We start from the raw sequence: 21,566 nt of genomic DNA, 5'->3' as shown, positions 1-21,566 counted from the left end.
GATGTGTAATTAATTTTGTTTAGGTACTTAGAGCGCTACGCACTAGGAAACAGGGAACAGGATTTAGAAGTATCCTAACTGTAATGCGTAGCGCTATAGATTAAACTTAACCCACCCTTAATATTATTGGACTCCCATGCGAATTTCCGAACAAAAAGAAGCCTGAGTTAGTCCAGTATTGTTTTTAACAATGCTAGTTCTAAGTCGGAGATTTGGCATCAAATACCATAACCTTTCTTCTACATAAAAGTTAGGAGATTCTGTAATTATGGTTAATACTTCATCCTCTCCGAAACTATAGCTTCCCGATAGAGATTGATTCGGGTTAGTACCTTGAGATTGGAGTAATTGACCTGTTTGGGGATGTTCAGGATTAATAATTGGAACTAAAATAGCCGAGCCTTTTTGTTGATTAGAGTTTCCTTCTGTTGTTCCATCCCAGGTCAAGCGAAACCCCTCGGAAATTGTGGTCGGGTCAATATGATGCTGTTGACAAAGTTGAATAACTTTAGCATCAGTTTGGGGTAAACTCTCAATAATCAGATTAGACTTACCCGCCTGTAATTGTCCTGATTTTAAATTGTGTAAAGTGCGTTGGGAAAACCATTTTCCAGCACTTAATTCAAAAAATTCAATAATATTCATCTTTGATAAACTAAAAAAGGAAAAGCTGATTTCACTTAGTTTTATTGCATAAAGAAGTTTGATGCAATTGCTTCTTATTGTAGCACAGTCTATTCCAAATTAGAAATAGGGGCGGGTTTAGATAGTTTTGGGGTGAAAATCAAAGATAGTCTCGAACCCGCCCCTACGATGATAATTTATATAATGTTTATAACAATTTCTTTGTGTCTTTGTGTCTTTGTGGTTAAATTAAATAAACTCTCCCTAACCCCAACTTAATGTTCCCTTTTCTCCATCAAGATTAACCATCATCCCAACGGGTAAAATAGGATTAGATCCTTGATGACCAAAGGGTAAATTAGAGACAATGGGAATGCCTAAATCCCCTAAGCGATCGCGTAATACTTCTTCTAGGGTAAAACTATTATTATTCCCTTTAGCATGACAATCACTAAATCTTCCTAATCCAATTCCTCTAACTCCTTTAAACCCTCCGACCATGCGCCAATAGGTTAACATTCGATCCAAACGATAGGGTTCTTCGTTAACATCTTCAAAAGCAATAATAGTATCAGTTAAATCCGGTTGATAGGCTGTTCCTAATAAGTTGGTTGCCACAGTTAAGTTAGCTGGAAATAATCGACCTGAAACCGATTTTCCACCCCAACCTTCTCCTTGTAAAGTATCAAAAAATCCGGTTTCTATTCCTTTAAATAAACGTTGAATTGACCAATCTGGCTCAGTAGCTAAGGTGGTAATAACTGGGCCATGAATGCCGATAATTTGGGGGTGATTTGCAAAAGCCCATAATAGTCCGGTAATATCAGAAAATCCGATTAAAAATTTAGGATCGGGGGAAATTTGGGTGATATTTTCCCATTTCCAACCTTCTAATAATCGAGTTGAACCAAACCCGCCCCTAGCGCATAAAATCCCGCGACAATTGGGGTCGGTTAAGGCTTCTATTAACTGTTGTCGGCGGTTTTCATCGGTTCCGGCTAAATAGCCTGTAACTTGATCAAAACCCGATGTTAATTCAATATTATAACCATGCGATCGCCAAATTTCAAGCCCAGCCTCAAACCTTTCCCATTCTCTTAATGCTCCACTGGGGGTAATTACTTTTAATTTATCTCTGGGTTTTAATCTTGGAAAATTGTTCATGATTGTTTGTTTGTGATATAAAATAATAATAATAAGAAAGCCCTGAAGGGCTTACTACGGGATGAGTTGAAATAACCATTGTTCCATGCGATCGCCTAATCTATCTAAAGAATATTCGGTTTCTGCCTGTTTACGACACACAGAACGGTCAATTTTATCTATATTATTGATAGCATGAACTAACTGATTAATATTATCAGGTTCTACTAACCAACCTGTAATTCCATCTCGAATAATTTCTGTTGGCCCGCCTCGACGATAGGAGATGACTGGAACACCACAGGCTAAGGCTTCAATTGCAACATTTCCAAAGGCTTCTATCCAGCGATGGGTCATTAGTAAAGCCCGACATTGACCTAGTTTTGCTTGCAGTTTTTCTGTTGATAAAAAGCCTAAATATTCCATAGGAGCATCGACATAATTATTCAGAATATTTTCCCAATAAACCGGGTCTTGAATTTTGCCCATAATTATTAAGGGTATACCCGTTTTAGCTGAAGCAGCCACCGCATCTTCTAAACCTTTTTCTGGCGAAATTCTACCTACCCAAGCCAATTGATTTTGGGGTTGACTGCAAAAACAATATTGAGATAATTCAATAGCACTACTTAAACAAAAATAACCCTCTTTTAAGCCAAAGGTTTCCCCTTGACTATGGGTATGAAAAGCAATAGAACCCGGACAGTGTTTGATTGCTTCTTGAACCGCCCGATCCATCACATCCGTTAAAGAAGCCATGCTGACTAAATGGATTAATTTACCTTTAAAAAAAGGTGTTAAAAATAAAGGCAACCAATCATAAGCAAAATTGACAATAATATCATACTGATCCGCTATTTTTATGGTATAATTCCACATATTGGCTAATACGGAATTATTGGGTAAAATTACTGGATCTTGACGACTTTGGGTTTGGGCTAAAGTTTGTAATTCTCCTGGAATTTCTACTATTGAAAATGATTCTAATTTAGAAGTTTTAGGAGCAACAATTGTAATTTTATGACCCCGTTTTCGCAAAATCTTTGCCAGATTTAATACCGTTAATTCCACACCTCCTCCCAACCCAGACCCCAAGGGCCCAACCGGAGTAGATACTAATAATAATTTTAAAGATTTGTTCATATATAGTTATTGTTTTTTGAGTAAATCCACGGCTTCTTGTAATAACTGAATAGCCTGTTCTACTTTACTCAATATTTCGGTTTGATTGACGGGTTTTGGTGTTGGTTTCGGTGTTGTTAATCCGCCTAATTCATTCACATAGAGCAATAAATCCTGATCTCGTCGTAACCATCCCGCTAAGAAAACTTCTTGACTGGGGTTAGCTTTTACCCGTTGATAGCGATAGTCAATTCGATTTTGACAATAGCGTTGGGCGGTTTGTAAATTATTGACTTTTTCTAAGGCGACTTTTGATTTGGCGCCGAAATTCCCATCAACTGTTAACCCGCCAATGGCTTCTTGGAGAAATTCTAAACTACCTTTGACACTAAAATTAACGGCGGTATCAAAATGGGCTACGGCTAAAGGTAACACCATTAAATCTGCTAAACAAGGTTTCCAAAATTGTTCATAATAGACTGCTTCTACTTCGGTTGAGGTAATTTGTAAAACTGACTTAGAAGCTAATTTTTTACCTTGTAAATAGTTATCATAGGTGGGTTGAGAAATGCCATAATTTACTGTACCTGCTAAATCTCTAGTATCACCTACGCCAGCTTCCCATTTTAAGGTAAATTTTAACGCGGTTTTAAAGGCTTCAGGATATTCAGGCATGATTTTAATTTAGGTAATAGGTAATAGGTAATAGGGAATATTGCAATAGCGAGGGGGGATGCTCGCACTACAACAAATGGAAAGACGATCAACCCCCAAATTTGATTAAAACTAGCTACGCTGAATTTCAGCAAAGATTTCGTTTAAGATTTCTTGGGCTCCTTGATCTTTGAGTTTATGGGCGAGTTGAATACCCAAATCTTCAGCATCAGTGGTATTTCCAATTACAGTATCTTTAATTAACCGTTTGCCATCAAGACTTGCCACCATTCCTACTAAAGTGAGTTGGTCGCCCTCAATAAAAGTATTAACTCCAATGGGAACTTGACAACCGCCTTCCAACTCGCGTAAAAATGCCCTTTCAGCATAACATCTTTGGGCGGTGGGAGTGTGTTCGAGGACTTTAATAATATCAAGAATATCGCTATCTCCTTCTCGACATTCTATCCCTAAAGCACCTTGTCCGACGGCGTGGAGAGAAATTTCTGGGGTGATGACTTGATGAATGCGATCGCCCATATCCAAACGAACTAACCCAGCAACGGCCAGAATAATTGCATCATATTCTCCATTATCCAATTTTTGCAAACGAGTATTCAGGTTGCCGCGAATATCTTTGAATTCTAAATGGGGATAATGATATCTAAGTTGGGCTAGGCGTCGCAGGGAAGAAGTCCCAATAATAGCACCCGATGGCAGGGTTTCCAGTTGTTTATCTTTGTGGTTTTCATGAACAACTAAAGCATCTGCTGGATCTTCGCGTTCCGAGACACAGCCTAACATTAATCCTTCGGGAAGTCGAGTTGGTAAATCCTTGAGGGAGTGCACCGCAATATCACTGCTACGGTCAAGCATCCCTAATTCTAATTCTTTGGTAAATAGTCCCTTATCGCCAATTTTAGCCAGGGCGACATCGAGGATGTTATCGCCTTGGGTGGACATGGTTTGCACTTCAAAAGTGATATCGGGGAAGTGTTTCTGAAGTTCTCCCTGTACCCAATGGGTTTGGACTAGGGCGAGTTGGCTTTTGCGCGATGCAATGCGGACGGTACGAGTCGGGGCAGATACAGACATACTAAAGCAATAATACAAGCTAATAAAGTCACTTGATCTAGCCTACCGCAAGGAGGGACGTCAATGTTGTTAAGGTGTGTGACGGGGGAGGGTGTTGAGTTAAAAGCAATAGTTGTTACAAAACTTAATATCTTTGACACAAAAGATCTATAGGTAGGAAAAGCCATCTAGCATTGTGAACAATAAAATTTTATGGAGACAATGATCATGGCTAGAACTCAAGATGTGATTACTAAAAAGTTACCTGAGCTTTTACAAAATTGGCCCAGTCAAGGTTATCTGCAATTATGTTTGACAGAAGACCAAAAGGAAGATTTGAAAAAAAATAGAGAATGGAATGTCTTACTTTCTCAAGCATTAGAAGCAAAATTTACAGGTCAAGATGGCATATTTGAGCAAGATTTGGAAGATAAAGGAATTGATCCTTTAAAAACACAAGCTATTTGGAAAACAATCGATCAATACATAATTTTATGGGAAATTATTCAACTAACAGAACCCTATTTAAAAAAATTCTATTCTGAAAGGGCTGCTTTACACTATCAAGAGCTACAGGATCAATCATCATTTCTAAATCGGTTTCGGTATAGAATATCGTCTAAAATGTTAAAAGAAGAATATAAGTTTTTATCTCCTGAAGATTTGTTTATAGCTACAGTTAAAGAAGAACAAGAAATGATATTCATGGATTCTTTAGGGTTGAACAATACTCAATTTTCGGTCAATAAACTTCGTGAAACTTTAACTAGCTTTAAAACTTGTATTTTTCCCAGTAAAAATGAAATCCTTTCTCCTTCTAAATATAAAGCCAAAGTTGATAAAGTGATTGATTATGTACAATTAAATCAACTCAGTTATGGTTGGAAGGAAATGATATTCTTTGTTTGTTTTTTTTATATCAGAACTGATTTTCGTTCATTTGATCGAGAATTACTAAAAAAATTAGGAGATTATTATCAATTAATTTTCTTTGGTATGATTCCTTTGGTTTTAACTGCTTTACGAAAGCGGGATTCAAAAACCTGGAAAAAACCTCGATCATATAGATGGAATAATGGTCATAAAATATATGGTAATCATCAGGTTAAAACTTTGCCTTCAACCTTTAATGAATACCAAGAAAAAAGCTATCATGAGCTTGAGAAAGAAAATCAAGAACAGAAAAGTGAAATAGGATACCTAAAAAGGGTGATTCAAGATAAAGATCAAAGAATTCAAGAGTTAGAATGTTTACAAAATCCTTATTCTTCTGATGGAGATGCAATTTGTAACTCATATTTTGAAGAATTAAGCGATTAATCTTGAAAAATGCGATCGCATTTCTTAAAATTAGCCTAATAAATTCCCCCTTGTCATGCTGAACGAAGCGCAGCGTAGTGAAGCATCTCATAGAGATTTCTGCTATCAGCAAATAACCCTTGAGATCCTTCGCTTCACTTCGTTACGCTCAGGATGACATTGAAGATTTAACGGTTTAAATTTGGGAGATGCGATCGCATTTATCCCTATAAAATTTCACAGCCAACGTAGGGGCGAGGTGCGCCGCACCCTTACAGGGTTTAGATTGTTAGCAAAGATTTAAAATGTTAAAATTAACAGATTATCCGTGTATTAGATTTGGAGATTTGGTATGCAGAACATAAAAACACAAAGTAAACCCTTAGAATATTACTTAAATTTACCTTATCCAATTACACTATATCCTGAACCCCAAGGAGGTTATGTTGCTGAAATCAAAGATTTGCCAGGGTGTATAACCCAAGGTGAAACCCTAGAAGAAGTTATGGCAAATTTGCAAGATGCGAAACACCTCTGGTTAGAAACTGCTTATGAATTTGGTGATAAAATTCCAAACCTATAAATAAGAATAAGGATTAATTGTTGTTGGGCTTTAGCCCAAGGATTTATGGGCTAAAGCCCAACAACGGAGTTTTTAAGTTAATCAAAAAAAAGGTTATAAAAGAGTTATAATAAAACTAATAATTAATAACCCTAAAACAACGATCCAAATAATATTCTGTTGTAGCCAAATTCTGAAGGCAACAGATAAATTTTGCTGAGATTTAATCGGATCAGAAACTAATAGTTCAGAACGATTTTGATAGAGGGTACATTCCTTGGCCAAAGGACGTTGGGGAAAGTTGCAGGTATCATCCTCATGATAGAGACAGGTTTCACAGAGATATTCCTTCCCCGTCGAACGATAGAGGGGAATACCGGGATGTCCAAAGGCTTTGAGTTGAGCTTGACAATGGGGACAACTTAACGCCTGAGAATCAATCAGTTGGTGACACCGGGGACAATGGGACATTTTGAAGATTTAAACCTGGAAAAATCGAATCGGCGAATTTGGGAAAAATACCACAAAATAGAAAATGTGAGTCAGTCTAAACATAAAGCCTAGCTTTATCTTTGCACTTTAGCAGCCTAATCAGGTGAGAAACAATGGATAATCAAAATAATTTACTCCGACAACTACTGATGATTGGAATTGGGACAACTTCCTTAGTAGCGGAAAAATTGCAGGAAGCCACCGATCAGTGGGTCAAAGACGGGACGATGAATACAGACCAAGCCAAAAAGTTTGTCGATGACATGATGCAGGGTCTCAAACTCGATCAAACCAGTTTAGAAGACCTGATGCAGCGCCAATTCCGCAATTTAATGCAGGATGTGGGGGTTCCCCGTCAGTCGGAACTTGATGAGTTACGCGGACGCCTAGACCGCTTAGAACGTCAGATGAGAGACTTGGAAAATCGTCTTTGGCGTTAAACAGTTACCAAATAATGTCAAACTTGAATCTTGGGTTTTCCCTGAAACAACAATCCTAAAGGTACATCAGTAGATGCAGGAGGATGAATTTTGCGAGAAATTCTAATTAGCTTAGGAGTGATTATTGTTTGTACGGTTGTGTTAGTTGTAGCTCAAATTACAACATCAATACAACAGGCACAAGCGGTTAATCAAAATACTCCAATTGCAGTGCAACAGACGGTAGCAACCTCTAGTATTCCTTTGTTTGCACCCGATATGGTTGCCAATGATCAAACTCTTATTGCTCAAAACATGACAAATTCAGAAGAAAAAGTAATTACAACTGACTCCGGTTTACAGTATGTGGATTTAATCGTAGGTGAAGGTGCATCTCCTAAGCAGGGTCAAGCAGTTACGGTTCACTATACGGGAACTTTAACAGATGGTAAAAAGTTTGATAGTTCTCGCGATCGCGGAAAACCTTTTGAATTCAAAATTGGTATTAGTCAAGTAATTAAAGGTTGGGATGAAGGCGTTATGAGCATGAAAGTGGGCGGACGTCGCAAGTTAATTATTCCACCGGAATTAGGGTATGGTTCTCGCGGTGCGGGCGGTGTGATTCCTCCGAATGCAACGTTAATTTTTGATGTGGAACTATTAAAAGCTTGATTATTTCATCCTTAAAGGTTAAATAAAAGCTCCAAAAAACCGGGTTTCTAGTCGTTATATATATGAAGAAACCCGGTTTCTGTGTATGAATTTAGCTAGAACGAGGATTGGCTAAATTTCTGAATTTAGTGAATTGAGGGTCAAATAATAGTTTAATGGTTCCTGTGGGGCCGTTCCGATGTTTAGCCATAATAATTTCGGTAATACCTCGGTCTGGGGTATCGGGATTATAATAGTCATCTCGATAGATCATCATCACTAAATCCGCATCTTGTTCGATGGAATTGTGAACAATGATGTTATTTGCTACAAAATTATGTAACCTAGGAACAGTTAAGTCAAATACTTCTTCTTCTCCATCAGGTATAATTGAAACTATTTCATCCCAATACACATCACTGTTGCTAAGGGCAAGTAGGTCATTTGATTGAACAATATTGGCAACTTTTAATGCTCTTTCTCGACTTAAATTTGCTTTGTAAAGCGTAGAGCCACAGTAGGACTGTCCTAGACGAGATTGTATTTCTCGTGTTGTCATACCAATAATTTGCATTGCAGGTACAACTTGGTTTTTCCAAACTTCTTTGGGAATTACATCTCTATTAGGGTTGTGAATGCAATTTTCAAAGTGTTCAGATATTTCTTGTAATGAACCTAGTTTGTATTCTCCTACTGCTCCAACTTTTTGAATAAATAATTCCAGATCAATTTTGCCTGTAATCGTGACATGATATTGATCTCTGCCCTTACCAGGTTGAGGAATCATTCTGAGTGTTGCATTAATACCCAGTCTCAATAAAAGTGTCTGAACATCAAACGCTAGTCTTTGACTACTACTTGCATAATAAGCAGTGGGTCTTGGTTTTTTTCCCGCAACCAACTTAATAGAACCATCTGTACTCCAAAGGTGTCTTAAAAAGCAAGCTATTAACTCTTGCGGTTGTGAAAACAAGTCTTGAGGCACAAATTTTTCATGAGATCTTAAACCAAAAATTCCAAGAGAGTCTAGCCATTTGGCTATTGGATTTCTAACACCATGAGTTAAGTGTTGTGTTGCTGGTAAGTAAACCTGATACCAGTCACGTTCAGGGGAAATTCTAGGAACAATGGCATCTCCAAACAATTCTTTTGACAGAAATGCAACATTTTCAGCTAAATCAATCTCCCTAGTCGTGTACTGTATGACATGACGTGGCAGTGTACAACCATCACCTATTAAATGTCCTAGTAATGCCACCTCAGAACAAGTCATGGTTTGCTTACCCGAAATAGACAGATATCTTGGTAAACAGATATGTTGTTTAAAACTTAACTCATCCAGTCTTTTCCAACCCTGAATTGTTAGAAATTTGTGATTAGCTGTGGCTCTAATTTTTCTTCCGAGTCGAGTTGTTAACGTAAATACAGGTTTTATACCTGTAGAAAAGGCATTACTCACAATAGCTGTTTCTAGCTTCATTGTTTCTTCATTTAATGCCCAAACTGGAAAACCAGATTTACCTATTAATTCTTTAATTGGTACTTGTAATCCGGTATCTGCTAATGTGATTAAGCTATCACCTGTTAAACATCCAGATTCTCTTAAATCCGATAACATCGGCCGTTTATTGGTACGAGATTCAACGCTACGACTTAACTGGGATAGGGCAATAACAGGTACACTTAATTCTCTGGCTAATCCTTTTAATGACCGGGTAATTCTCGATAATTCCTGTACCCGATTATCACTAGCACCTTCCATTAATTGTAAATAATCTATTAAAATTAACCCTAATACCCCCCCATTTTCAGCTTGCAATCTTCGAGCTTTGGAACGCATTTCGGTAACGGTAATATTGGGGGTATCATCAATAAAAATGGGTAATTCTGCTAAGGAACTAATTGCCATGGTTAAAGGTTCCCATTCCGATTGACTAATTCTACCTGAACGAATGCGGTTACTTTCAATTTTTGCTTCACTTGATAATAGTCTTTGGACTAATTGCCCTTTCGACATTTCTAAACTAAAAACGGCAATGGGGAGTTTTTGACCCTTAGCAATATTATGTCCTAAACCGACAGCAAAACTGGTATTATGAACACAAATATCATTTGCAACAAAATTATGGGTTTCAGGAATAGTTAAGTCATAAACCTGTTTTTCCCCCATAAATTCAATTGAGACAATTTCATCCCAATAAATTTCGCTGGTTGCTAACTGTTGTAAGGGTAAATTATCTAAAGTAGTGGCTAAACTCCAGAGTCTTTCCCGTGATAATTGCCGTTTACCAACATGAATATTACTATAGCCTGGAATCCCTGCCCTTTTTGCTAAACTTTGCCAAGATTCATCGCCTTTAACCGTTGCGATTTCTTGCCAAATTTCTATGGGAATCAAATCTCGATTGGTTTGATAGCGTTTATTCATTAACGCATTTTCTATTTTTAAAAGTGCTTCTTCTTTACTAAAAATCCCAATTTCTGAGATGAAGATTTTGATAGATAAAGCATCAGTAATATCCAGTTGCCAAGCCGTTTGAATCGTTTCTTTATATTTAACAGAACGCTTTTTCAGTGTTGCAATAATCCCAAATCGTAATAATAAGTGTTGAACTTGTCGGGCTAATTCTTCGCTAACACTGCCATAACCCAATTGACATTGACCACTGGCTAATATTGTTGCCCAGCCATCGGTTGCAAACAGACGATTTAGAAATAATGCTATTTGCGATCGCTCTAATTTAAAGATAATTTCAGGAATCGTTTTTTGATGAGAATTTTTACCCCAAAATCCAATTGTTTCCATCCAAATAACTAACCCATCCCTAACCCTCCCCTTAGTAAGGAGAGGATAAATTTCGGGTTTATTTTCAATCAATTGTTGAATAGACTCAACAAAATCCTGTTTAATTCTATAATTATCTCTCTTAGCCCCCACTTGACAAGGGGGGGATGGGGGGGTCGATTTAGGGGAATCCTTGAATGATATTCTATTAATATTCGTCAACCCTCCATCTCCTAGTAAATAACCTAAAATTTTAACTTGATATTCAGGTAATTTTTCCGATCCAAAGCTATTAAATTGACGAGGAACAGCAATTTTATCTCCGGGTTTAATTTCTCCTAAAGGTCGCCATCCTTGAATCGTTAAAAACGGATGGGTGATGGTAGATTCTACAAAACGCCCTAGTTTTGTGGTAACTCTAAATACGGGTTTAATTCCATCATCAATAAAGTCAGAAGGTTCAGTAATTTTGAATTTCCAATTATTTTCTAACGTTAAAATTTGAGCTTTTTGACGATTATAAATATCTTCAATCGTGACAACACTCCCATCCGATAAAACAATTTTACTATCAAAACTTAAACATTTACCCATCGACGGCCGACCCGCAATAATAATTAAATCAGACCGTTGAAAACCTCCTGTCAGGGCATCTAAATCATAAAATCCGCAGGGAATACCGGGTAAGGAAATTCCCTCATTACGGTCTTCAATTTCTTGGAAAGTATCAATTAAAGTTTCACCAATAGAAACTAAATCCTGTTGCGGTCTAACTTGAGAAATATTAAAGATTTGTTGTTCGGCTTTATCGAGAACTGTTTCTAAATCTTGACTGGTATCATAAGCTAATTCAATAATAGTGTGTCCGCCAGTAATCAGACTGCGACGGATTTTTTTAGCTACAACTAATAAACCATATTGATCAATATTAACCGCCGAAACCGTGCGATCTACCAGTTGAGTTAATTTTAATTGTCCCCCCACTTGTTCGAGTAATTTTTGATCCGCTAACCAAGTGGTAACGGTCATTAAATCGGTGGGTTTTCCTTGGGAATGTAGGGTTAAAGTTGCCCGATAAATAATTTGATGGGATTTGAGGGCAAAGGATTCTGGTTGTAATAATTCTGCTACCCGACTAATGGCTTCTGGATCGAGGAGAATGCCCCCTAAAATGTCTTCCTCCGCTTCTATATTTTGCGGGGGAAGGCGATCGCTACTACTGGAAAATTGAGGTTCATTCATCGGATGAGTTAATTGATCAGCAGATTAGACCATTTTATGTTAAACTCTATTATAGAATGGTTATTAGAACTCTTGCAAAATAATTTTATGGTATTATGATAAGTTTTGCTCAATAGTCCTGAGTATGTTTCAACAAGTTAATTTTTAACCTTAATCTTTCAAAAAACGGGTTGATAAATTGCAGCCTGAGTTATCCTCCGTTGAGGATAATTAAAAAATTTATTTCTCAGGATCAAATTGTTTCAACCCGAACAGAAATAACGGCAATTAACGGATATACTCTTTCAAAATACTATTGCGGTTAGGATGACGTAACTTTCTTAACGCTTTCGCCTCTATTTGACGAATCCGTTCCCGGGTGACATTAAAAATCTGACCAATTTCTTCTAATGTCTTCATCCGACCATCATCTAACCCATAACGCAGACGCAATACATCTCGTTCTCTGGGACTGAGGGTATCTAATACATTTTCTAAATCTTCTCGTAATAGATTCTTAGATACTTGATCTTCAGGAGTTTCGCCATCGGATTCAATAAAATCTCCTAAACGAGAATCTTCCTCTTTCCCAATCGGTGTTTCTAAAGAAATCGGAAGTTGAGCCGATTTAGCAATAAACCTTAACTTCTCGATGGTCATTTCCATGCGAGTTGCGATTTCTTCTTCCGTGGGTTTGCGACCCATTTCTTGAGACAATAACTTGGTAGTTTTTTTAATTCGAGAAATGGTTTCATACAGGTGAACTGGTAGTCGAATAGTCCGAGATTGATCGGCGATCGCTCTAGTAATTGCCTGACGAATCCACCAGGTCGCATAAGTGGAAAATTTGTAACCTTTTTCGTGATCAAATTTCTCGGCGGCGCGAATTAATCCTAAACTGCCTTCTTGAATCAAGTCTTGAAAAGAAAGACCCCGATTCATATATTTTTTGGCAATAGAAACCACCAGTCGTAAATTAGACTGTACCATCTTATCTTTTGCCCGACGGCCAATATAAAGACGGCGGCGGAATTCTGGCAACTTCATTTCAACGGCGGTTGCCCATTCTTGCTCATTGGGTTCGCGGTCGTAATGTTCCATCAATTTTTCCCGAATTCGCTCTAGTTCGAGTAAGTCGGCAATTTTACGAGCGAGTTCAATTTCTTCATCTGCGCGTAATAAACGAATCCGACCAATTTCTTGCAGATAGAGACGAATCGAATCTTCTGTAAAGTGTTTTTTCTTCGTCTGAGTTCGACGGCGAGATTTAGCTCCTTTTGCAGCTTTATTCTCGTCATCTTCCTCCCCGACCACATCCTCTGAAGTTTCTTCTTCTTCAATTAGATCTTCTGCATCTGGTTCTCCAATATCCTTTAATAAATCCTTGTCCCTGTCCCTGGCTTTATTGTCATTTTTAGGGATATCAACTTGTTTCTCCAGTGGAAGTGTGGTTGCGAGTCCGTTGTTACTTTGGGTCATGCCGCGTTCCTCATGCTCCTCAATTAGTAAAAATTAATTACAGAATAAAGATGTCTATTCATAGACTCCTGAACCAGTGAAACACCGAATCCAGGTTTAAATATTTACCCAGCGAGTTACTGAGTGAGTTATCGTAACCCACCTCAGTCCTAGCATAGTGAAGGTAAATATTCAAAGGTGATCATTGGATGACGCCAAGACCTTTTCGATTGTAGCCTTTTTAACAAAAATTGCACGGTTTGTCAAAAAAGAAATCTGATCATCGTTCATTCACCGACGGAGAATTGATCAAGTAGGGGGTTGAGTACAACTATCTAACCTTTCGGATTGTTCTTTACTGTAAGTTAACTCAAATCTCTCCTTTTGTGACTCAATCAAACGTTAAATCACGTTAAGTTTTTGACGCCGTTAGGTTGAATCATTATTCAATAGGGGGGAAATAAGTTCTATACAACGTTTATACCCTTCAAGATCAAGAAATTGATCGCGCCTAGCATCCGGTTTTACGATTTGCTGGATTTACTTTTTGCTTCTAAAGTTTCCAGACGACTGCGAAGGTCTTGATTTTCCTTTTTGATTTTGTCGAGTTCCTCCCGCAGTTTTTTCAATGCGGGTTCTGAACCGATTTTTCCCTGAACAGTCTGAATCGCTTCCTCTGCTCGACGGCGAACTCGTCCGTCTAGGGTTTGGTCTGTTAAGGACTGAAGTACATCCATGGCTTTCGGGGTTTCCATCTGTTCCAGGGAGGCAACAACAGCCACTTGCGTCAGGAAAAAGGCTTCATTAGATAGTTCTTCTAACCGTTGTACAATCCGTTCGGTATTTGTCGAGGTTTGACCAGTGGAAATACTGCCCAAAGCCCGAATCGAAGTTAACCGTAATGCCTGGGGAATACCGGGGGCGGTATACTTTAAAATCAGGTTTAAGGCGTCTTCTGAGGTTTTGATTTTACTCAGTCCTGAAATTGCCCCGGAACGCACCACTTCATTCCAGCCTTCCCGTTCTTTCAGGACAGATTTTAACAGTTTTACAGTTTGTTCAAGTAAATGTTTATCCTCCAGATGAGTTGCGGCGATTTCTCCCAGGGCTGCGGCGGTGGTCGCTTCAACTAAATAACTGGGATCTCCTTTTTCTAAAAGGGGTTTTAAGACTTGATAACTTTCTGTAGTTTTCAGTTTAGCTAAACTATTAATTACCGCCCGTCTGACCCGGGCATCCTGATCATTTAATCCTTCAACTAATCCTGGGAAAACTTGATCTAATTTTACTCGCACTAATTGTTTGGCAACTTCTACCCGTACCCCCCAAAAACCATCATTTTTTAGAGCATTTGATAGGGCTTTGACGGCTTCTAATCCACCTTTTTTAGCCAAAGATTTAGCGGCATAAATTCGAGAAATCGGATCGGGATCATAATGTAATTGAGCTTTTAACTCAGCCACAGCATAATCTAAAGTTACGGTTTTGAGGATATTATTATTCACATCAAAACTAATAAAATCGGGTTTTTTTTCTAAGGGGAAATAGAAGGTTTGTTCTTTTTCATGAACCTGCACCGTAAAGGTTTTGAGTTTTACTTCCGTTTCTGGGGATTTTTTATCGGGTTTATAGCCAAAACCAATCGGAATTTTTAAATCAAAGAGGTTTGTCTCGCTGAGTTTATCGCTATCTTTGGCTTGATTTTGTTTAATCGTGATTTTGGCTAATTTATCATGATTATCCCAACTGTAGGATACTTTATAATCAGGATGTCCGCCTCGGAATACATATTGATCAAACAGGGGAAGTAAATTAGCTCCGGTTGATTTTTCTAGCGCCCGTAATAAATCAATGGTTTCTACGGTTTTATGGGCATTATCCTGAACAAAAGTTTGAATTGCTTTTTGGAATAGTTCATCTCCTAATTCTGTTCTAATTAGATGATAAACACAGGCGCCTTTTTCATATAAATGGCGATCATAAAGTTCAATTGCTTCCCGATAAATATGGGTGACAATTGGGCGACGATAGCGAGAACTATCCTCAGAAAAATAGTTTCTGGCTTGATTTAAACGATAATAAGCCGCGTCGTCTTTGCCATATTCCTGTTCCGTCCATAATACCTCGGTATAGGTCGCCATGCCTTCTTTAATCCAGGCGTGTGACCAATGTTTAATAACGACTAAATCCCCGAACCATTGATGGGCTAATTCATGGGCAACTAAACTTTCTGTGTTACGATTATCTAGGGTAGCTCGTTCATCCAATAAACAGCGATCGGTTAATAAGGTAGTTGAGGTATTTTCCATCCCGCCAAAAATGAAATCATCTACACAAACTTGAGCATATTTAGGATAGGGATAGACATAGCCAAAATATTTAGAGAAAAACTCAATCATTTGCGGAGTTTTTCCCATGCTTCTTAGAGCATCTTCTTGGCGGTTTTTCTCAACATAATATAAAACAGGAATTCCATTCCATTCGTCTTTAATTTCGGCAAAATCTCCCACCGCTAAGGTCATTAAATAAGTGGGATGAACTTGTTTCTGTGACCAATGATAAATTTTAGTTTTGCCTTTGGTTTCAGTATTAATTAATTCGCCATTGGAAATAGCTAAATATTGTTTAGGAACTTGTACTCGAATTTCTGAAGTCGCTAATTGTCCGGGGTAGTCAAAGCAAGGAAACCAAAAGCGAGAATCTTCATCTTCTCCCTGTGTCCAAACTTGAATCGGTTTATCGGGATAATCTTTATTTGGACTAATAAAATAAAGTCCGCGTTGGGGATTGGTAACGGAATAATTAATGACAATTTTAATTAATTGATTGACTATTGTAGGTTGCTGTAGATAAATCTGTAATTGTTCGCCATCATAATCAAATTCTTGATTGATGTCCTCAATTTTTACCTCTTTTATTTCTAAGTTTATCGCATCTAAAGTTAAGGTTTCTATGCCACTTTTAACCGGATTCAAATGTAGGGTACAAGTTCCTTTAAAACTTTGATTAGGAATATCGATAACTAAGTCCAGAAAAATATGTTCTACCTGACCCGGACGGTCAGGGTTATAATGGGGACGAGCGCCTGGTAACTCAAAGGATTTGTGAGTATTGGTTTCTGGATCAAAGTAAAAATTCAGCATCGAATACAATCAAGCTCAAGAATAAGGGATAACAAAACGCGCTATGCGTATGGGTCTATTATATAGCTATAGCAATCCTAAATAGGATTACTATATATAAAAAAAGTGGGCTATTATTGCCCACCGATAGAATTCTCAAAAATTAAATTAAGATTCTGCTAACACCCTGGCCGCCGCAGCAACTCCCGCACCGGAAGTAAATCCTTGATAACCAAGTTCCTGTAATGCGGCTTCTAAAGATGCGATCGCTGTTAAAATATCGCGATCGCTAACAAATCCTAAATGACCAATGCGGAAAATTTTACCCTTAAGATGATCCTGTCCTCCGGCTAAAACAATATCGAATTTCTTCTTAACAATAGCCCGAATATCTTCAGCATCTAAGCCATCAGGAGGAACAACAGCCGTAATCGCCGGACTTGCACATTCATCGGCGGCAAATAACGATAATCCCAGGGCTTTAACCGCTTCCCGCGTAACTTTAGTTAAGCGTTGATGACGGGCAAAAATATTTTCTAGCCCTTCTTTTTTCATCATTTGTAAAGTGACTTGTAAAGCAAAAAACAAGTTCACCGGAGGAGTAAAGGGATTCGTATTTTTCTTAGCCGATTTGCTATACAATCCCAAATCTAAATAATAGCGCGGGAGGTTAGCAGTTTTATAGGCTTCCCAAGCCTTATCACTCACCGCCACAAATCCCAAACCAGGGGGAATCATATAGCCTTTTTGGGAACCGGAAGCCACCACATCAATCCCCCATTCATCAATAGGAAGATTAAACGCGCCTAAACTGGTGACAGCATCCGCAATCATTAACGCCCCATGAGCTTTTACATGGTGATTAATCGCTTTTAAATCGTTAATTACCCCCGTAGAAGTTTCGCTGTGGGTAATAATAACTGCCTTGATTTCTTTATTAGTATCCGCTTCTAATTTAGCCCGGAATTGTTCGGGGTCGAGGGGTTGTCCCCATTCGGCGGTGACGGTATCTACTTCTAAACCGTAGGCGGTGGCGACTTCAACCCAACGTTCTCCGAATTTACCATTAGAACCACATAATACCTTTTCCCCCCGACTGAGGAAATTAATAATTCCGGCTTCCATCGCCCCGGTGCCACTGACGGTTAAAATTAGCACATCATTTTTGGTTTGGTGTAACCATTTCAGGTTCTCCGTCACCTCGGCCATAATTTTGAAAAAATCGCCACTGCGATGTCCGATGGGGTGTTTGGACAGCGCTAATAAAGCCCCTTCAGGAACCGGAGTTGGCCCTGGAATCATCAACATTAATTTATCGTCCATGGTCTGTTTCTATTAATAAGGGTTCGGTGTTCTGCATAAGTCACGGAAGGAATATTTTCCCTCAAAATTGTGACTTAATTCTCAATTGGTGACTTCTTATTTCAACCCTTTATGCCTTGTAATTAATTAATCTTGTCTGGATTAACTTAATAAGCGGGAATAGGAATCGGTTCTACCTGAGAATAGCAGGGCTTTTCTGCCGTTTTTGTGATCATATCACTCAACGGCAATCAGTTGATTTAAGGCAACACCAGGATCGGGTTGCTTGATTAAAGATTCCCCAATTAAAACAGCTTTTGCCCCGGCTTGGGTGACTAAACTGATATCCTCACGGGTATATAGTCCCGATTCACTCACGACTAAAATATCCTGGGATTGCAGTTGGGATTGTCGGCTTTGTAACAGTTGGCAAGTGGTTTGTAAATCAACGGAAAAATCCTGTAAATCCCGATTATTAATTCCAATTAAGTTAACCCCATCAAGGGTTAATACTCGATCTAATTCTTCAAGGGTATGGACTTCTATTAAGGCGGTCATTCCTAAAACCTTAGCAATTTTTAGGAAATATTGTAGGTCTTGGTCGGAGAGAACTGCCGCAATTAATAAAACCGCATCGGCTCCATAATATCTAGCCAGATAAATTTGATAGGGATAAATCACAAAATCTTTACAAAGTAAGGGTAAATCAACAACATCCCGAATTTGAGATAGATTATCAAAACTTCCTTGAAAGAATTTTTTATCCGTTAAAACCGATAGACAAGTAGCGCCTCCTTGTTGATAGGATTTTGCGATCGCAACCGGATCAAAATCTTCTCTAATTACTCCTTTACTGGGGGAGGCTTTTTTAATTTCGGCAATCACCGCAGGCTGAGTTTTACTTTGTTTTAAGGCTTGAAAAAAGTTACGGGTGGCAGGAATTGTATTGACTTTTTGCTTTAATTTTTCTAAGGGTAAACGTTCCCGTAGGTCGGTAATTTCTTTTTCTTTATACCAAACAATTTCTTCTAAAATATTTTGGGGCTCCGCACCCGGTATAGCTACTTGATAGCGTAAACCTAAGACTTCAACGGCGGGATTAGGCTGACGACGACGAATTTGTACCATAGAAGTTGAGGAGGTTTACTTTTGTTTAACTCGACTTGATTAAATTAAAGCATAAAATGTGTTATTGTAGGGAACAGCCCCCCCAAACCCCCCGTGCACGGGGGCTAGAGGATTTGTAATTAATTTTGTTTAGGTAGTTATCTAATAAACAAAAATAGGGACTCTTTTATAGGCTGGGGTTTCCGATAAAGGATCAATTTGTGCCTTAAATAAAATATTGGCTTCAGGATAAAACATAAATGCTGCACCAGGTAAAATATTACCCGCAATGATTTCAATATGTTCTAATTCCCCCGCATCTCCTCGAACTTTTACCCGTTGATGGGGTTGAAAACCCGCGTTTTTTATATCTTCGAGATTCATTAAAATACAGTGACGGTGAGGCATTCCTCGATATTTATCCGCCGAATTATAAACAACGGTATTATGTTGTCCGTAACCTCGACCCGTGCCTAAAATTAATACTAAACCTGGAGTATCTTCTGTGACTCCAAAAAATTCTTTATCGGGAATTGTTAACTGTGGTAACGGGGTAATAGTCATTTGGGCTTTACCATTAGCTGTAGCAAAATGAGGTTTAGTAAAAATACGTCCATCAATGGTAAATTCCGTTTGAGATTGATCAATTTCAGCAATTTTACTGTAACCGGGAATGGTTTTAGCAATTAACTCTCGAATATATTGAGTATCTTGTAACCGTTTCCAATGAATCGGATTTTCTCCTAATAAGCGACTCGCAATTTCTGTGATTAATTCAACTTCTGAAATTAAATCAGCTTCGGGGGAGTTAAGATGGGTTGTACCGGGTTCATTTAAGCGGACAAAATTATTACCTGATTCGGTAGTTGTGCGGTGAGGATTTTCAAACCGATTAAATACAGGAAGAATAATAGTATTTTCCTGTGCTAAACCATGAAAATGACCTAAATTGGGTTTTGTGGCGACATAAAATATTGTTTCAATATTAGATAAAGCCTGTTTTGTCTCGGTTAAATCGGGATTAGCAGCATATAAATTTCCCCCTAAACAAAATAATGTATCAATTTTTTGCTCCAATGCAGCAGTAATTAAACCCCGGGCAGAATAACCTTTTGTTTCAGTAACAGTTTGTCCTAAAAGTTCCTTTAAGCCTTGTTTTATGGATTCACTTAATCTAATTGTAACTCCCATGGAGCCAAAACCCTGAACATTAGAATGTCCGCGAATGGGCATTGTCCCCGCCCCTAATTTACCCGCATTCCCCGTAATTAAAGCGGTATTGGCAATACTTTTAACGTTATCAACTCCGTTGGTATGGTGAGTAATTCCCATCGCCCAAGCAAAGACAACTTTACTTGATTTTCCAATAGTATAGGCAACTTCTTCGATTTCTTCTTGGGATAAACCGCAGGTTTGAGTAATGGTTTTCCAAGTTGTATTTTCCGCGTTTTGAATTACTTCTTGCCAACCATCGGTATGATGGTTTAAATATTCAAAATCAATTAAATTTTGTTCGATTAAGGATTTTTGAATCCCCACAAATACCGCCACATCACTACCAGGAATGGGTTGTAAATAAAGGGTAGAAATATCTGAGCCGCCTTTGAGTAAGGATTTAATTGGAAAGGCAGGAGAAGCAAATTTAACTAACCCGACTTCGATTTGAGGATTAATAATAATAATTTTACCATTTTTATCCCGAATTTTAATTAATTCATTCATTAATCGGGGATGATTAGCGGGGGCATTTGAACCGACTAAAACCACACAATCGGACTCTTTAAGACTTTCTAGGCTAACCATGGATGTGCCACTGCCAAAAACCTCTTTTAAACCTACGGTAGAAGGGGCATGACATAAATCGGAACAATCGGCTAAGTTATTACTCCCTAATGCCCTCATCATTAATTGCAGGAGAAAAGCAGCTTCATTTGAGGAGCGTCCTGAGCTATAACTGGCAATTCTTTCAGGGCTTTTTTGAAATTCTATTTCTGCAATTTGATAAACTTCTTTCCAACTAATTCGTTCGTAATAATTACTGTTTTTTCTTAAAATAATCGGATAGCTTAACCGACCTAAATGATCACATTGTTGAGAGTCTAATTGTTGTAATTCTTGAATAGTAAAGTATTGAAAAAAATCCGCTTTAATGCCTTCTTGTAACTCGGCTGCGATCGCTTCTACACTTTTCATACAACGTTGTAAATATTCCCCAGCTTCATTAACAAAACCGCCCTTTTGTCCTCCTGTCCCCCAAGCACAGGATAAACAACTACTTTGATGATTCAATTTTTCCCAGATTTTTAACCCTTGAGGCGAGATACTTTTTTCCACCCAATATTGCAACACGGGCAAACCGCCACCCGTAGACGGAGAATTGTGGGAGTCAGTTGGTTGAGTCATATAGCAGGGAACAGGGAATAGGGAATAGCCCCCCCCAAACCCCCCGTGCACGGCAGGCTAGGGGGGAGGTAACGCCGGATCTGGGGGGAAAATACTTCACCGTCTGGGTTCTAAGATCCGTCTGGTGT

At 38.4% G+C, this 21,566-nt stretch carries 16 protein-coding genes; 4 read left to right on the top strand and 12 right to left on the bottom strand.

Annotated elements, in window-relative coordinates; genetic code table 11:
- Positions 1-123 precede the first annotated feature (123 nt).
- From AC559H_RS17930 to hemC, 5 genes are all read right to left on the bottom strand, one after another.
- The gene (locus AC559H_RS17930; protein ID WP_026795399.1) at positions 124-645 is read right to left on the bottom strand and encodes a phycobiliprotein lyase; all 522 of its coding nucleotides are present in this window, start codon (positions 643-645) and stop codon (positions 124-126) included.
- A gap of 243 nt (positions 646-888) precedes the next feature.
- Complete coding sequence (locus AC559H_RS17925) at positions 889-1,788, bottom strand: S66 peptidase family protein (RefSeq protein WP_026795400.1); 900 nt, start codon at positions 1,786-1,788, stop codon at positions 889-891.
- A gap of 54 nt (positions 1,789-1,842) precedes the next feature.
- A complete protein-coding gene (locus AC559H_RS17920; RefSeq protein ID WP_026795401.1) occupies positions 1,843-2,910 on the bottom strand; it encodes a glycosyltransferase family 4 protein in 1,068 nt (355 codons plus the stop codon).
- 6 nt (positions 2,911-2,916) lie between these two features.
- Positions 2,917-3,564 (bottom strand): glycoside hydrolase family 108 protein, encoded by a 648-nt coding sequence (locus tag AC559H_RS17915; protein ID WP_026795402.1) that lies wholly within the window; start codon positions 3,562-3,564, stop codon positions 2,917-2,919.
- 111 nt (positions 3,565-3,675) lie between these two features.
- Positions 3,676-4,638: a hydroxymethylbilane synthase gene (gene hemC / locus AC559H_RS17910; RefSeq protein WP_026795403.1), complete on the bottom strand. Its 963-nt coding sequence runs from the start codon at positions 4,636-4,638 to the stop codon at positions 3,676-3,678.
- A 207-nt stretch (positions 4,639-4,845) separates the two neighbouring features.
- Here hemC and AC559H_RS17905 point away from each other — a divergent pair, with 207 nt between their 5' ends.
- Both AC559H_RS17905 and AC559H_RS17900 read left to right on the top strand, forming a co-directional pair.
- A complete protein-coding gene (locus AC559H_RS17905) occupies positions 4,846-5,937 on the top strand; it encodes a hypothetical protein (protein WP_026795404.1) in 1,092 nt (363 codons plus the stop codon).
- Between the two features lie 331 nt (positions 5,938-6,268).
- A complete protein-coding gene (locus AC559H_RS17900; RefSeq protein WP_026795405.1) occupies positions 6,269-6,499 on the top strand; it encodes a type II toxin-antitoxin system HicB family antitoxin in 231 nt (76 codons plus the stop codon).
- Positions 6,500-6,592: 93 nt separating this feature from the next.
- Here AC559H_RS17900 and AC559H_RS17895 read toward each other — a convergent pair whose 3' ends face one another.
- Entirely contained in the window at positions 6,593-6,949 is a 357-nt protein-coding gene (locus tag AC559H_RS17895) for a zinc ribbon domain-containing protein (RefSeq protein WP_026795406.1), read from the bottom strand.
- A 134-nt stretch (positions 6,950-7,083) separates the two neighbouring features.
- On the opposite strand from AC559H_RS17895, the gene AC559H_RS17890 reads away from it, so the two are divergent.
- Both AC559H_RS17890 and AC559H_RS17885 read left to right on the top strand, forming a co-directional pair.
- Entirely contained in the window at positions 7,084-7,410 is a 327-nt protein-coding gene (locus tag AC559H_RS17890; protein WP_026795407.1) for a phasin family protein, read from the top strand.
- A 90-nt stretch (positions 7,411-7,500) separates the two neighbouring features.
- Positions 7,501-8,061, top strand: coding sequence for an FKBP-type peptidyl-prolyl cis-trans isomerase (locus tag AC559H_RS17885; protein ID WP_026795408.1), 561 nt, complete (start codon positions 7,501-7,503; stop codon positions 8,059-8,061).
- 91 nt (positions 8,062-8,152) lie between these two features.
- Here AC559H_RS17885 and AC559H_RS17880 read toward each other — a convergent pair whose 3' ends face one another.
- The 6 genes from AC559H_RS17880 to AC559H_RS17855 form a co-directional block, all read right to left on the bottom strand.
- Positions 8,153-12,067, bottom strand: coding sequence for a replicative DNA helicase (locus AC559H_RS17880; RefSeq protein ID WP_026795409.1), 3,915 nt, complete (start codon positions 12,065-12,067; stop codon positions 8,153-8,155).
- 267 nt (positions 12,068-12,334) lie between these two features.
- A complete protein-coding gene (gene rpoD / locus AC559H_RS17875; RefSeq protein ID WP_026795410.1) occupies positions 12,335-13,525 on the bottom strand; it encodes an RNA polymerase sigma factor RpoD in 1,191 nt (396 codons plus the stop codon).
- Positions 13,526-14,028: 503 nt separating this feature from the next.
- Complete coding sequence (locus tag AC559H_RS17870; RefSeq protein ID WP_026795411.1) at positions 14,029-16,647, bottom strand: M1 family metallopeptidase; 2,619 nt, start codon at positions 16,645-16,647, stop codon at positions 14,029-14,031.
- Between the two features lie 147 nt (positions 16,648-16,794).
- The gene (locus AC559H_RS17865) at positions 16,795-17,949 is read right to left on the bottom strand and encodes a pyridoxal-phosphate-dependent aminotransferase family protein (protein ID WP_026795412.1); all 1,155 of its coding nucleotides are present in this window, start codon (positions 17,947-17,949) and stop codon (positions 16,795-16,797) included.
- 216 nt (positions 17,950-18,165) lie between these two features.
- The gene (gene trpC, locus AC559H_RS17860) at positions 18,166-19,056 is read right to left on the bottom strand and encodes an indole-3-glycerol phosphate synthase TrpC (RefSeq protein ID WP_026795413.1); all 891 of its coding nucleotides are present in this window, start codon (positions 19,054-19,056) and stop codon (positions 18,166-18,168) included.
- 141 nt (positions 19,057-19,197) lie between these two features.
- Positions 19,198-21,438 (bottom strand): FdhF/YdeP family oxidoreductase, encoded by a 2,241-nt coding sequence (locus tag AC559H_RS17855; RefSeq protein ID WP_026795414.1) that lies wholly within the window; start codon positions 21,436-21,438, stop codon positions 19,198-19,200.
- Between the last annotated feature and the right edge of the window lie 128 nt (positions 21,439-21,566).

The sequence above is a fragment of the Planktothrix prolifica NIVA-CYA 540 genome (assembly GCF_963864145.1).
GTDB classification, from domain to species: domain Bacteria; phylum Cyanobacteriota; class Cyanobacteriia; order Cyanobacteriales; family Microcoleaceae; genus Planktothrix; species Planktothrix agardhii.
The sequence above is the reverse complement of the archived record's forward strand: the minus strand, read 5'-3'. Positions and strand labels throughout refer to the sequence as shown.

Excerpts from the sequence above, each read along its gene's own strand:
- AC559H_RS17905 (WP_026795404.1), top strand. The coding sequence starts at position 4,846 with ATGGCTAGAACTCAAGATGTGATTACTAAAAAGTTACCTGAGCTTTTA.
- AC559H_RS17870 (WP_026795411.1), bottom strand. The coding sequence starts at position 16,647 with ATGCTGAATTTTTACTTTGATCCAGAAACCAATACTCACAAATCCTTT.
- rpoD (WP_026795410.1), bottom strand. The coding sequence starts at position 13,525 with ATGACCCAAAGTAACAACGGACTCGCAACCACACTTCCACTGGAGAAA.
- AC559H_RS17855 (WP_026795414.1), bottom strand. The coding sequence starts at position 21,438 with ATGACTCAACCAACTGACTCCCACAATTCTCCGTCTACGGGTGGCGGT.
- AC559H_RS17865 (WP_026795412.1), bottom strand. The coding sequence starts at position 17,949 with ATGGACGATAAATTAATGTTGATGATTCCAGGGCCAACTCCGGTTCCT.
- hemC (WP_026795403.1), bottom strand. The coding sequence starts at position 4,638 with ATGTCTGTATCTGCCCCGACTCGTACCGTCCGCATTGCATCGCGCAAA.
- AC559H_RS17915 (WP_026795402.1), bottom strand. The coding sequence starts at position 3,564 with ATGCCTGAATATCCTGAAGCCTTTAAAACCGCGTTAAAATTTACCTTA.
- AC559H_RS17895 (WP_026795406.1), bottom strand. The coding sequence starts at position 6,949 with ATGTCCCATTGTCCCCGGTGTCACCAACTGATTGATTCTCAGGCGTTA.
- AC559H_RS17920 (WP_026795401.1), bottom strand. The coding sequence starts at position 2,910 with ATGAACAAATCTTTAAAATTATTATTAGTATCTACTCCGGTTGGGCCC.
- AC559H_RS17930 (WP_026795399.1), bottom strand. The coding sequence starts at position 645 with ATGAATATTATTGAATTTTTTGAATTAAGTGCTGGAAAATGGTTTTCC.
- trpC (WP_026795413.1), bottom strand. The coding sequence starts at position 19,056 with ATGGTACAAATTCGTCGTCGTCAGCCTAATCCCGCCGTTGAAGTCTTA.
- AC559H_RS17880 (WP_026795409.1), bottom strand. The coding sequence starts at position 12,067 with ATGAATGAACCTCAATTTTCCAGTAGTAGCGATCGCCTTCCCCCGCAA.
- AC559H_RS17900 (WP_026795405.1), top strand. The coding sequence starts at position 6,269 with ATGCAGAACATAAAAACACAAAGTAAACCCTTAGAATATTACTTAAAT.
- AC559H_RS17925 (WP_026795400.1), bottom strand. The coding sequence starts at position 1,788 with ATGAACAATTTTCCAAGATTAAAACCCAGAGATAAATTAAAAGTAATT.
- AC559H_RS17890 (WP_026795407.1), top strand. The coding sequence starts at position 7,084 with ATGGATAATCAAAATAATTTACTCCGACAACTACTGATGATTGGAATT.